Origin of the sequence: Micromonospora chokoriensis, from assembly GCF_000718555.1 — a bacterium.
In the GTDB taxonomy this organism is placed as follows: Bacteria; Actinomycetota; Actinomycetes; order Mycobacteriales; family Micromonosporaceae; genus Micromonospora; species Micromonospora chokoriensis_B.
This window is the reverse complement of the sequence record NZ_JOAN01000010.1, coordinates 203,721-217,088: the sequence shown is the minus strand read 5'-3', so window position 1 is coordinate 217,088 and position 13,368 is coordinate 203,721. Positions and strand designations below refer to the sequence as shown.

6 protein-coding genes are annotated in these 13,368 nt (G+C 72.4%); 2 read left to right on the top strand and 4 right to left on the bottom strand.

Annotated features, from left to right (window positions below; all coding sequences use genetic code 11):
• Window positions 1–71: 71 nt before the first annotated feature.
• Complete coding sequence (locus tag IF46_RS0115360) at window positions 72–2,765, bottom strand: hypothetical protein (RefSeq protein ID WP_232234046.1); 2,694 nt, start codon at window positions 2,763–2,765, stop codon at window positions 72–74.
• A 126-nt stretch (window positions 2,766–2,891) separates the two neighbouring features.
• Between IF46_RS0115360 and IF46_RS0115355 the strand changes: the two genes are divergently transcribed.
• On the top strand, window positions 2,892–4,442 hold the full coding sequence (locus tag IF46_RS0115355; RefSeq protein ID WP_420063569.1) for a M1 family metallopeptidase: 1,551 nt from the start codon (window positions 2,892–2,894) through the stop codon (window positions 4,440–4,442).
• A 107-nt stretch (window positions 4,443–4,549) separates the two neighbouring features.
• On the opposite strand, the gene IF46_RS0115350 is transcribed toward IF46_RS0115355, so the two are convergent.
• The 3 genes from IF46_RS0115350 to gltB form a co-directional block, all read right to left on the bottom strand.
• The gene (locus IF46_RS0115350; RefSeq protein ID WP_030489019.1) at window positions 4,550–5,950 is read right to left on the bottom strand and encodes an MFS transporter; all 1,401 of its coding nucleotides are present in this window, start codon (window positions 5,948–5,950) and stop codon (window positions 4,550–4,552) included.
• A 173-nt stretch (window positions 5,951–6,123) separates the two neighbouring features.
• The gene (locus IF46_RS0115345) at window positions 6,124–7,659 is read right to left on the bottom strand and encodes a glutamate synthase subunit beta (protein ID WP_030489018.1); all 1,536 of its coding nucleotides are present in this window, start codon (window positions 7,657–7,659) and stop codon (window positions 6,124–6,126) included.
• Window positions 7,652–12,304: a glutamate synthase large subunit gene (gene gltB, locus IF46_RS0115340; RefSeq protein ID WP_051723935.1), complete on the bottom strand. Its 4,653-nt coding sequence runs from the start codon at window positions 12,302–12,304 to the stop codon at window positions 7,652–7,654. The genes IF46_RS0115345 and gltB overlap by 8 nt, the downstream gene beginning before the upstream one ends.
• A 204-nt stretch (window positions 12,305–12,508) precedes the next feature.
• Here gltB and IF46_RS0115335 point away from each other — a divergent pair, with 204 nt between their 5' ends.
• Window positions 12,509–13,354 carry a GNAT family N-acetyltransferase gene (locus tag IF46_RS0115335; protein WP_030489016.1) on the top strand — a complete coding sequence of 282 codons (846 nt, stop codon included), beginning with the start codon at window positions 12,509–12,511 and terminating at the stop codon, window positions 13,352–13,354.
• Window positions 13,355–13,368 lie beyond the last annotated feature (14 nt).

The following is a 13,368-nucleotide window of genomic DNA, read 5'->3' as shown; positions in this document are numbered from 1 at the left end:
TGGTCCCAGGAACCCTAACGGACACCGGTGGCACCCGGACAGTCCTGCGAGGACGTGTCACGCCGGGCCGGTCACGCGGGGCCGCACGCCGCCGGGGTGGACGCGTCGGCCACCCCGCAGTGGAAGACCTCCACCGGGGCCCTCGCCACGTCCGGCACCTGCTCCACCCGCATCAGGGCCAGCCGCTTGTCGACCGGCTCACCCGAGTCGGGGGTGAACCGGATCAGCCCGGCCACCCCCGGGTAGCCCTGGCCGGCGTTCTGCCGGAGCACCTCCGCGTGCACGCCGACCGGGTTGACCGAGCTCGGCTCCCAGCGTTGCCGCGGATCGGCGTGGTGCAGCCGGGCGGCGAGGCTCTCGACCGCCCGGATCAGCATCATCGCCGCGTCGTAGGCGAGGCTGACCCGCTCGCCGACCTGGTACCCGGTGTCCGGGCGGCAGCGCGGCGGGTCGAGCAGGTCGTCGGCCTGGATCCAGGCCAGGAAGCTGGCCCGCGCGTCGTCGCGCCGGTCCTCGGCGGCCCGCAGCGCCGCGCAGGTGGCCAGGGCCGCCTTCGAGACGTACGTGACGGGCAGGTTGCCGGGCGCTGCGGCGCGCAGCCCGGGGTTGGCCATGTAGCGGTTGACCGAGTCGTCGGCGACGAGATGCCGGGGCGGGTTGCCGCCGCACTCACGCAGCGCCCGCAGGAAACCGTCGAACTCCGACCACCGGCCCGCGTAGAAGAGCAGCCCGGGGTAGCCGCACTCGTCGGTCAGCCGCTGCCCGGTACGCCACTCGTCGAGGCGGGTGATCCTGGTGCCGAACCGCTGTCGCAGCCCGTCGACGAGGGTGCCCACATAGAGGTCCTCGGTGAGCGAACTGCCCTCCAGCGTGGTGTAGAAGACGTGCGCCTCGTCGACCTTCAGCACCTGCGTGGCGTACGTGTCGACAAGCTTCACCTGATCGGTGTTCGGGGCGGAGATCTGCAGGTAGAGGCGGGAGTTGGCGTCCATCTTGTCGGCGGAGAGCGTGGGTGCCAGCACCGGCAGCCCGACCTGGTTCAGCTCGCGCAGCGCTCGGGCGGTGCTGGTGCGGCTCTCCACCAGCCCGACCACGCCGAGCACCGTGGGGTCGTCGCGGGCCAGCTCGGCCAGCATCGCCACGGCCCGGTCGGCGTAGATCATCTGCCGGCCTCCGTTGGCCACCACGATCCGCAGCAGCGCCGCGCCGTCGGCAGCGGCCGACTCCTTCAGCAGCGCGTACTGGGCGGTGGCCATGCCTTCGAGCTCTTCGCGCTCGGAGACGTACGACTCCTCGTCCGCGCGGGTCCGGTTACCGGTCAGGGTGCCCAGGTAGACCAGGGTGAGGAAGGGCCGCCGTCGGTCGCTGCGCTGCCAGACCTCCTCGGCGGCACGGTTCTGCGCGAAGATGCGCCGCTGGACGGTCCGCAGCCCGTCCTGCCCGGGGTCGTTGTTGAACACCTGTGCGGCGCTGTCGCTGTAGCCGACACACTCCCCGCTGGCGACCACCTCGACCGAGACCCGGCCGGTGAGCGAGGGGTGGCAGCCCGGCCCCCACCGGCTGGCCACCCAGACGCCGAGCGCCGCCACCAGCAGCAGACAGAGTGCCGCCGGCAGGAAGCGCCGCGACCACCACGGCGGGTCGGGCGCGGAGAAGGGCCGCACGCCGCCACGCGACGGTGGGCCGGTGTCGGTGTCGTCCGGGCGCAGCGCCACCAGCCAGGCCGCCGGGCGGCGCAGCCGCCGCATCTCCGGCAACGCCTCGGCCCACTCGTCGTACGCCTCGTCGGCCTCGGTCAACGGGTGCGGTTCGGGCAGGTCCGGTGGGGGTTGCCCGCCGGAGGCGATGATGAGCAGCGGGTCGTTGCGCCCGGTCTCGGTGCGGACGTCGCCGATCAGGCGGACCAGCTCCCCGCCGACGTTGCCCGGCGCGACGTGATCGATCAGCAGAGCGGGGTACGCGGTGCGCCGCCAGTCCGACGGACGCCACGGCCGACGCCGGTACGCCTGCCGCAGGTCCTCCAGGAACGCGTGCAGCAGTAGCTTGTTGACCTGGTCGGGTTGCTCCCCGTCGCGCCACCCCGCGGTGAGGCGCTCGGCGAAGCCGAGGAAGGTGACCGACTGCCGGGGCGCCAGGTACTGCTGGCGCATGAACCAGTTGTAGTGCCGCCCGAGCACCGGCACCCGACCGGAGACGGCGGCCCGGAAGACCACCCCCGGCACGGCGCGGCGGACCAGCCAGAGCAGCACCTGCGAGACGATGCTGACCGCGTCGCCGCCGGAGGGCAACGCCTCTGGCGTACGTGGGCCACGACGGTCGCGCAGCCGGCGAACCAGGGCCGCGCGGCTGTCGTCGGCGTCGATGCCCAGGCTGAGACTCTGGTTCATCAGCCAGTCGGCGAGCGGGTAGTGCCGGAAGCGCAGCCGGGCGGCGCCGAAAGCCTCCAGGGAAAGCTGCCGGTGCAGCTCGCGCAGCAGCGCCGGCACGTCCCCGACCCCGGGCGGCACGTCGGCGTCCAGCACGGCGTGCGGAACCCGCCGCCGGGGGCCCTGACCCAGGAATCGGCGCAGCGGCACCATCAGGTCCGTCGTGTCGGAGCGGACCAGCCAGAGCAACGGCAGCCGGCGGTCACCGCGGCGAGGTCTACGCAGCAGCTGTGCCAGCAGCGCGAACAACTCCAACCCGCCGGGCGGCAGTCGCTCCCGACCTGCGCTCGACTGCCGCTGGCCGATCAACTCCCGCTTGGGCAACTCCGACCGCCGCACGCGTCACCTCCGATCAGCACAGTGTGACCTTGTGAGGCAAGGCACACCAGAGCCCGACGGTCGTCGGCAGGTGTGGCGGATCGATACGTTCACGAGTGTCGATTAGGTTGGCGTGGCGAACACCCGATGGAGGGAGTCCCACCCGTGCGACGAGTCCTCACGGCGGCCACCACCGCCCTGACCCTCACCACCGCCGGCACCATGCTCGCCGGCACCCCCGGCCAGGCCGCCCCGACCGCCTGGGGTCGTCCCGTCGTCACCGCCGCGCCGCAACCCGGCGCGCCTGGACTGGGCGACAGCTACTTCCCCGACTATGGCAATGGCGGCTACGACGTCGAGCACTACGACGTCCGACTGCGCTACGAACCAGCCACCGACCTGCTCACCGGCACCACCACCATCCTCGCCACCGCCACTGCCGACCTCTCGGCGTTCAATCTGGACTTTTTGCTCGACGTCGAGTCGGTCCGGGTCAACGGCTGGGCGGCGAGCACCAGCACCGCGGGCGTGCACGAGCTGGTCGTCACCCCGGCCCGCACGGTGACCCGGGGCCAGCAGCTCACCATCGTCGTGCGCTACTCCGGCATACCGTCGGAGGCCCTGGTCGGCGGCTACACCGGCTGGACGCGTACCGGTGATGGCGCCCTCGCCGTGAACGAACCCGAGTCGGCGTGGTGGTGGTTCCCGAGCAACGACCACCCGCTGGACAAGGCCACCTTCGACGTCTCGGTGTCGGTGCCCACCGGCGTCGAGGTGATCAGCAACGGCGTGCAGCCGAGGCCGCCGCTGGCCGAGGCCGGCAACCGCACCCGATGGAGTTGGCGGACCACCTCCCCCACCGCCACCTACCTGGCCTTCATGGCCATCGGCCAGTACGACATCGTCACCGATACGGCCCCGAGCGGCCAGCCGGTGATCAACGCGTACAGCACCTCGCTAGGCGCACTCGGGCCGGCCGCGCGAGCCAGCATCGAACGGACCGCCGAGATCGTCGACTGGGCGAGCGGGATCTTCGGGCCGTACCCGTTCGAGGCGCAGGGTGGCGTGGCCGGGCCGGTAGACAGCATCGGCTTCGCACTCGAGACGCAGACCCGGCCGGTGTACGGGCCGGGCGCCTGGCGACGTGGCGCCAACACGTCCGTGGTGACGCACGAGCTGGCCCACCAGTGGTTCGGCAACTCGGTCTCGGTGACCGACTGGCGCAACATCTGGCTCAACGAGGGCTTCGCCTCGTACGCCGAGTGGCTCTGGTCGGAGGAGCAGGGCGAGGGCACCGCTCAGGAGTTGTTCGACTTCACCTACACGAGCAACCTGGCCGACGACGAGTTCTGGCAGGTGCTGCCCGGCGACCCCGGGGCCAGTCGGGTCTTCGACGACGCCGTCTACGACCGAGGCGCGATGACCCTGCACCAACTGCGGCTGGCCGTCGGCGACGACGCGTTCTTCGAGATCCTGCCAGCCTGGGCCACCGAGCACCGGCACGGCAACGGCACCACCGCGCAGTTCCAGGCCCTGGCCGAACGGATCTCCGGGCTGGACCTGGACGACCTCTTCACCACCTGGCTGTTCACCGCCGGCCGACCCGACGTGGCCAGCGCCGCCCGCAAGACGGCCCCACCGACCGAGCCAAAGTCCTGGGCCAAGATCCGCGAATCACATCACCTGCTGTCCCACTAGGGCCCACTCCGCCCCCACCCCCGCCGGCGTAAGGCCCAGGGGGGTGGGGGCGGTGGGAACCGCTGGGGCAGGCGATCATGGCGACCCGCACCACCCTGACCGCTGTCTCAGCGGCGGGCCGCCTGCCCGGCCGTGGCCAACTCCCGCAGCCGGCCCACGCCCGAGCGAGCCGCGCCGGATCCGGTGGGCGTGATGACACAGACCGCCCCGGCGGGCCGGACGATGCGGGCGGCCCGGAACGCCGCTCGCCGTACCGGATGACTCGGCCGCGGAACGACAAGCGCGGGGGTGGCCGCGCGAGCGTGCTGCCGGTCCAGGGCGACGGCCGCGACCACCGTGGCGATCGCCGCGACCGACCCGGCGAGGACGAGCGTCTGGCGCGGCCCGGCGTGCTCGGCGAGCCAGCCGAGCAGCGGGGCGCCGACCGCGGCGGAGACCGAGCCGGTGACCGCCAGCGCGGCGAGCACCCGGCCCCGCATGGCGCCGTCGGTGTCGAGTTGAGCGCGGGTGCCGACGGTGGTGTCGATGATCACCGCGGCGGCGGCGATCGGCAGGATCACCGCAGCGAAGCTCCAGGTGCCCGGCGCGAGGCCGGCGACGATCTGCAGCCCGCTGGCGAGCAGGCCCGCCACGACCAGCGTCCGGTAGCCCAGGGAACTCCGACGGGCCGCGACGAGCGCACCCACCACCGTCCCGATCGCGAACACGGTCGACAGGAAGCCATACCCGGAAGCGCCGGCGTGCAGTGGCCCGTCGCTCATCGCGGCCATGGTCACCTGGTAGTTGCGGCCCAGGCTGCCGAGGACGAACGACAGGGCGAGCGCGAGCAGCAGCACCGGCTGCCCACGCAGGTAGGCGAACCCGGCGCGGACACCGCTGCCACGGATCGGGCCGGCGTCCGGTGCTGCCAGGCCGGGCACGACCCCCGGGCGTACGGCGAACAGCGCCACCACGACAGCGGCGAAGCTGGCCGCGTTGATGCCGAACAGCAGGGCGGGGCCGACCGCGGCCACCACCACGGCACCGAGGCTCATGCCGAGGATGCGGCCGGCGGAGTTGGTGAGCGAGCCGAGCGCCAGGGCGTTGCCCAGCGTCTCCCGGTCGACCAGGCTGGAGGCCCAGCGCCCCATCACCGGGCCTTCGATGGCCGAGACGGCACCGGTGGCCAGCGAGATCGCGAAGATCAGCGGCAGGCCGCCGACCCCGGTCAGGGCGACCAACCCCAGTCCGGCGGCGAGCGTCGCGTGGGCCACCTGGGCGGAGATCAGCAGCGGGCGGGCCGGCAGCCGGTCGGCCAGCACCCCGCCCCAGAGGCTGAGCAGCAGGGTGGGCGCGGCTTGGAGCAGCACGGCGAAGCCCATGGAGGTCGCCGAGCCGGTCTCCTTCAGGACGTACCAGTTGACCCCGAGCACCTGCATCCAGGTGCCGATGACGGAGACGAAGCCGGCGAGAGCCCAGATCCGGTAGTTGCGATGGCGCAGCGCGGCGAAGGTGGCACCCAGGGCCACGACGAACCTCCAGCGATCGGCAGCATGATCATTAAGGCCGATCGCGGCACGATTCGGCAGCCGACAAGTCTTGCCGGCTTAAACCGATTTGCCCACATTTGTGAGTGGCTTCACCTGCGGGAATGCCCGGCCGGTGCGGCGACAACACGCCGCACCGAACCGGACATTTGGGGTCAGCGAGCGGCGAGCGCCTGCGTGGCCGGGCCCACCGGCGCCGGCAACGTGCCGACACCGCCCAGATAGCCGTGGATGGCGGCGGCGGCCGCACGCCCCTCGGCGATGGCCCAGACGATCAGCGAGGCGCCCCGGTGCATGTCACCGGCCACGAACACACCGTCGGCAGCGGTCTGCCAGTCGTCGCGGGCGTCGATGGCGCCCCGGGGATTACGGGCTACGCCGAACTGGGCCAGCAGCGGCTGCTGCTCGGTGCCCTCGAAGCCGATCGCCAGCAGCACCAGGTCGGCCGGCAACTCCCGCTCGGAGCCCGGCACCACTGTGACGATCCGCCGGCCGTCCCGCTTCTCCACGGTCACCTCGGCGATCCGTACCGCCCGCACCTGGCCGGTGCCGTCGTCCACGAACTCCTGCACCGCCGCGGCGAAGACCCGCTCGCCACCCTCCTCGTGCGCCGGGTAGCTGCGCAGGATCCACGGCCAGGTCGGCCACGGGTCGCGGGCCTCGTCCCGCTCCTGCGGCGGCTGCGGGTACAGGTCGAGCTGGTGCACGCCCGCCGCCCCCTGGCGGTGCGCGACGCCGAGGCAGTCGGCCGCCGTGTCACCACCACCGATGATCACCACGTGCTTGCCGGCCGCGTCGATCGGGGTGCCGTCCGGCAACACCGCCCGCGCCAGCCGACGCTCGCCGGTGGCCACCACGCCGGCCTGGTCGGTGGCCGCGGTAGCGACCGCGCGATTGGCCGCAACCAGGTGCGCCATCGCCTGGTGTACGCCCCGAAGCGCCCGCCCAGGGGTCTCCGGGGTGTCCCGGCCCTGCAACGCCCCACCGGCCAACAGCACCGCGTCGTGCTCCGCGCGCAACTGCTCGGCGGTGACGTCCACCCCGACGTTCACGCCGGTGCGGAAGCGCACCCCCTCGGCGGTGAGCTGGGCCAACCGGGCATCGATGTGCCGCTTCTCCAACTTGAAGTCGGGGATGCCGTACCGCAGCAGGCCGCCGATCGCGTCGTCGCGCTCGTACACCGTCACTGCGTGACCGGCGCGGACCAGCTGCTGGGCGGCGGCGAGCCCGGCGGGCCCGGAGCCGACGACGGCGACCGACCGACCCGACGGCGCCGGCACCGGGCGAGGGGTGAACCCGCGCGCCGCAGCGGCGTCGGCGATCTCCACCTCGACCTGCTTGATCGTCACCGGTTGACCGCCGGAGATGCCGAGCACGCAGGCCGCCTCGCAGGGCGCCGGGCAGAGCCGGCCGGTGAACTCCGGGAAGTTGTTTGTGGCGTGCAGCGACTCCACGGCGGCGGCCCAGTTGCCGGTACGGACCAGGTCGTTCCAGTCCGGGATGCGGTTGCCCAGCGGGCAGCCGTCGTGGCAGAACGGGATGCCGCAGTCCATGCATCGGGTGGCCTGCTCACGGACCAGCTCCTCACCGGCCGGCGGGTACACCTCCCGCCAGTCGCTGATCCGCACCGGCACCGGGCGGCGGGCCGGCAACCGCCGGTCGTAGCGCAGGAAACCGTTCGGGTCAGGCACGTGCCACCTCCTGGGCAGCCACCCGCGGGGCGGGCGGCACCGGCATCACCGGCACAGCGGGTGCGGTCAGTTCTTTCATCACCGCGTCGTCGACGTCGCGGCCGGCTGCTTCGGCGGCCCGCATGATCTCCAGCACCCGGCGGTAGTCGCGCGGGATGACCACGGTGAACTCGGCCACCGCCTCCGACCACCGCTTGAGCAGTTCCTCGGCGACCGCCGACCCGGTCTCGGCCACGTGCCGTTGGACCAGCTCGTGCAGCAGCGACTGCTCCTGCTCGCCCAGCGGCGTCAGGTCGACCAACTCCGTGTTGACCCGGGAACGGTCCAGGTGGTGCACGAACGCCGTGCCGCCGGACATGCCGGCTGCGAAGTTCCGCCCGGTCGCGCCGAGCACCACCACCGTGCCGCCGGTCATGTACTCGCAGCCATGGTCGCCGACGCCCTCGACCACCGCGACCGCACCGGAGTTGCGGACCGCGAACCGCTCCCCCACTCGGCCGCGCAGGAAGACCTCGCCCGCCGTGGCCCCGTACAGGATGGTGTTGCCGGCGATGATCTGGTCCTCGGCCCGCTGCCCCGGCTCGGCGTCGGGGTCGAGGAACGGCGCGGCGGCGTCCGGACGGACGATGAGCCGCCCGCCGGAGAGGCCCTTGCCCACGTAGTCGTTGGCGTCGCCGTGCAGGCGCAGGGTCACGCCGCGCGGCAGGAACGCGCCGAACGACTGCCCCGCCGTGCCGTGCAGCACGAACTCGATGGTGTCCTCGGGGAGGCCGGCGCCGCCGAAGCGACGGGTGACCTCACCGCCGAGCATCGCGCCGACGCTGCGGTGCTCGTTGCGCACCGCCACCTCGACCCGCACCGGTGCCCCGTCCGACAGAGCCGGACGGGCCAACGCGATCAGCTCGTTGTCCAACGCCTGATCCAGGCCGTGATCCTGGGCGCGGACCCCGCGTCGGGCCGCACCGGCGGGCAGCTCCGGCAGGTGCAGGACGGGCGTCAGGTCCAACCCGTGCGCCTTCCAGTGCGTCAGCGCCGGGGCGACATCGAGCAGCTCGGACTGCCCGATCGCCTCCTCGATCGACCGGAAACCCAACTCGGCCAGGTAACCCCGGACCTCCTCGGCGAGGAAGAGGAAGAAGTTCTCCACGAACTCCGGCTTGCCGGTGAAACGCTCGCGCAGCACAGGATTCTGGGTGGCGATGCCGACCGGACAGGTGTCCAGGTGGCAGACCCGCATCATCACGCAGCCCTCGACGATCAGTGGCGCGGTCGCGAAGCCGAACTCCTCCGCGCCGAGCAGCGCCGCGATCAGCACGTCCCGACCGGTCTTGAGCTGGCCGTCGACCTGCACGGTGACCCGGTCGCGCAGCTTGTTGAGCAACAGCGTCTGCTGCGCCTCGGCCAGCCCCAACTCCCACGGGGTGCCGGCGTGCTTGAGCGAGTTCATCGGGGAGGCGCCCGTGCCGCCGTCGTGGCCGGAGATCAGGATGACGTCCGCCTTGAGCTTGGCCACCCCGGCCGCGACGGTGCCGACGCCGACCTCACTGACCAGCTTGACGTGCACCCGCGCCGCCGGGTTGACGCACTTCAGGTCGTGCACCAGCTGGGCGAGGTCCTCGATGGAGTAGATGTCGTGGTGCGGCGGCGGGGAGATCAGACCCACGCCGGGAGTGGCGTGCCGGGTCCGGGCGATCCACGGCCAGACCTTGTTGCCGGGCAGCTGACCGCCCTCGCCCGGCTTGGCGCCCTGGGCCATCTTGATCTGCAGGTCGTCGGCGTTGACCAGGTATTCGCTTGTTACCCCGAACCGGCCGCTGGCGATCTGCTTGACCGCCGAGCGGCGGGCCGGGTCGTGCAGTCGTTCGACGTCCTCGCCGCCCTCGCCGGTGTTGGACTTGCCGCCGAGACGGTTCATGGCGATGGCGAGCGTCTCGTGCGCCTCCGCCGAGATCGACCCGTACGACATGGCGCCGGTGGCGAACCGCTTGACGATCTCGGTGGCCGGCTCGACCTCCTCGATCGGCACCGCCGGGCGGACCCCGGTGCGCAGGGTGAACAGCCCGCGCAGCGAGCCGGCCTGCGCGGCGAGCGCGTCGACCTTGGCGGTGTACTGCCGGAAGACGTCGTACTGCCGACTGCGGGTGGCGTGTTGCAGCAGGAAGACCGTCTCCGGGTTGAACAGGTGCAGCTCACCCTCGCGGCGCCACTGGTATTCCCCACCGACCTCCAGCCGGTCGGAGCTGGCCGTGCCGGCCGGCGGCCAGGCCAGCGCGTGCCGGGCGGCCACCTCAGTGTGCAAGCCCGCGAGACTCACCCCGCCGATGCGGCTGGGGGTGCCCCGGAAGTAACGATCGACCAGCCGGGTGTCCAGGCCGACCGCCTCGAAGACCTGCGCCCCGCAGTACGAGGAGACCGTCGAGATGCCCATCTTCGACATGATCTTCAGGACGCCCTTGCCGAGCGCCTTCGCGTAGTTGCGCACCGCGGCGGCCGGCTCCACACCGGCCAGCGCGCCAGTGTGGATCATGTCCTCGACCGACTCGAACGCCAGGTACGGGTTGACCGCCGCCGCGCCGTAGCCGATCAGCACCGCCGCGTGGTGCACCTCCCGGCAGTCACCGGACTCGACGATCAACGCCGCCTGCGTACGCGTCTGCTCGCGCACCAGGTGCTGGTGCACGGCGGCGGTGAGCAGCAGCGACGGGATCGGGGCCAGGTCGGCGTTGGAGTCCCGGTCGGAGAGCACCAGGATGCGCACGCCGTCCTCGATCGCCTCGGAGACGTGCCGGCAGATCTCGGTCAGCCGGGCCTTGATCCCGGCGGCGCCCTCCCGGATCCGGTACAGCCCGGAGACCCGGACCGCCTTGAAGCCGGGCAGGTCGCCGTCCTCGTCGATGGAGAGGATCTTCGCCAGCTCGTCGTTGTCGATGATCGGGTGCGGGAGCACGATCTGCCGGCAGCTCGCGGCACCCGGGTCGAGCAGGTTGCCCTCCGGCCCGATGGTCGACGCCAGGCTGGTCACCAACTCCTCGCGGATGGCGTCCAGCGGCGGGTTGGTGACCTGGGCGAAGAGCTGGTGGAAGTAGTCGTAGAGCAGCCGCGGCCGGGTCGACAACGGCGCGATCGGGGTGTCCGTACCCATCGAGCCGAGCGGCTCGGCGCCGGTGCGGGCCATCGGCGCGAGCAGGATCTTCAGCTCCTCCTCGGTGTAGCCGAAGGTCTGCTGACGGCGGCGCACCGAGTCGTGCGTGTAGACGGTGTGTTCACGGGCCGGCAGGTCGTTCAGCTCGATCAGCCCGGCGTGCAGCCACTCGCCGTACGGCTGGGCGGCGGCCAACTCGGACTTGATCTCCTCGTCGTGCACGATCCGGCCAGCGACGGTGTCGACCAGGAACATCTTGCCCGGCTGGAGTCGCCCCTTCGCGACCACGTGGGCCGGGTCGAGGTCGAGGACGCCCGCCTCGGAACCGAGCACCACGAGCCCGTCGTCGGTCTGCCACCAGCGCCCCGGGCGCAGCCCGTTGCGGTCCAGCACCGCGCCGACGATCTCCCCGTCGGTGAACGCCACCGACGCCGGGCCGTCCCACGGCTCCATCAGGCTGGCGTGGAAGCGGTAGAAGTCCCGCTTCGCCGAAGCCATGCCGGGGTCGTTCTCCCAGGCCTCAGGGATCATCATGAGCACCGCGTGCGGCAGGCTCCGCCCGGCCAGATGCAGCAGCTCCAGGACCTCGTCGAAGTTCGCCGAGTCGGAGGCGGCGGGGGTGCAGACCGGGAAGACCCGTCGGATGTTGCCCGGCACGTTCGGCGAGCGCAGCAGCGCCTCGCGGGCCTGCATCCAGTTGCGGTTGCCCCGGATCGTGTTGATCTCGCCGTTGTGGGCGATGAACCGGTACGGGTGGGCCAGCGGCCAGGACGGGAAGGTGTTGGTGGAGAAGCGGGAGTGCACGAGCGCGATGGCGCTGTCCACCCGCTCGTCGCGCAGGTCCGGGAAGAACGCCGGCAACTGGTCGGGCGTGAGCATGCCCTTGTAGACCATGGTGCGGCTGGACAGCGACGGGAAGTACGCCGGCACGCCCCGCTCGGCGGTCTCCCGTTCGGCCTGCTTACGCAGACAGAACGCCACCCGGTCCAGCTCGATGCCGCGCAGTGGGGAGCCGGCCGGCCCGCCGGGCGCGTCGGTGAGGCGGTGCGCGGCCAGGAAGAGCTGCCGGACCCGGGGCATCGCCGCCAGGGCGGTCTCGCCCAGGTCGCTCGGGTCGATCGGCACGTCCCGCCAGCCGAGCAGGTCGGCGCCCTCGACCAGCGCGTACTTCTCGACCACCCGCCGGGCACGCGCCTCGGCGGCATCGTCGTCGGGGAGGAAGACCAGCCCCGTGGCGTACTCACCAGCCGCGGGGAGCTCCACGTCGGCCACCGCGCGCAGGAACGCGTCGGGCACCTGGATCATGATGCCTGCGCCGTCGCCGGTGTTCGGCTCCGCGCCACGGGCGCCCCGGTGGTCCAGTCGACAGAGCGCGCCGAGCCCATTGGCGACGACCGCGTGCGAACGCCGGCCGTGCAGGTCCGCCACGAAGGCCACCCCGCAGGCATCGTGCTCCTGCGCCGGGTCGTAGAGGCCCTGGGAGGACGGGCGAGGGTCGGGCATCGGGGACGCCTGCGGGCTGTGCGGGTACGGCTGTGTCTTGTCCGCGTACGGCTGAGCCACCGGGCCTCCTGTCGTCACTCAGGTTGGATCATGGTGGGGACGACGTCGGCCCGTGGGTCTATTGAGTCTACGTTAGGGCCGGGGTCACAAGGCCACCTGAGATCGATCACACCGTCCACAGGCTGGGACGTGTAGTCTCGCGCGGTGGATCCGCTACACAAGCACGTCTTCGACCGGTTGGAACGTTTCTACGACGCGGTGCCCCGCGACGTCGCCGGTGCGGAGGAGCATGGCGGGCTGGTGCTCTTCGTCCGCGAGGGAGCCGGTTGGCCGTTCTACGCCCGCCCCCGGATCGACGCCACCGAGCCGCCGTCGCTGGCCGACGTGACCTCGGCCCGTGAGCGGCAGCGGAAGCTGGGTCTGCCGGAAACCTTCGAGTGGGTGCACGAGACGACCCCCGAGCTGCTGGCGGTGGCCCGCTCGGCGGGGCTGAGCGTGCTGGAGGCACCGCTGATGGTGCTCGACCCGAGCGCGCTGCCCGACCCGGCGACGCTCTCCGACGCGGCGGTGCGAGTGCTGGCAGCGGACTCCCCCGGCTTCGCCGCCGACGTCGCCGCCCGACGTGCGGTGGCAGCGGTGTCGTTCGCCGCCGCCGGCACCGCGCCCGGTGCGGCCGGCCCGGCCGAACGCGACGCCGCCGTCACCGAACTCGAACTGGCCGCGCTCGACGAGGAACGCGCCCGCATCGCCGACGGCCGACGGATCTCCGCGCTGGCCGGCACGCCGGCCGAGGGCGCGCTGGCCAGCGGCATGGCGATGCGGGTGGACGACGTCGCGGAGATCGCCGGGGTGGCCACTCTGCCGTCCGCCCGGCGACGCGGGCTCGGTGCCGCGATCACCGCCGCCCTCGCCCATGAACTGCTGGGGGCCGGCACCGACCTGGTCTTCCTCTCCGCGGGCAGCGAGGAGATCGCGCGGGTCTACCTGCGGGTGGGCTTCCGCCGAATCGGCACCGCCTGCATCGCCGAACCCGCCGCCCTCATCCCCTGACCTGCCGGGCGACC

Excerpts from the sequence above, each read along its gene's own strand:
- gltB (WP_051723935.1), bottom strand. The coding sequence starts at position 12,304 with ATGCCCGACCCTCGCCCGTCCTCCCAGGGCCTCTACGACCCGGCGCAG.
- IF46_RS0115355 (WP_420063569.1), top strand. The coding sequence starts at position 2,892 with ATGGAGGGAGTCCCACCCGTGCGACGAGTCCTCACGGCGGCCACCACC.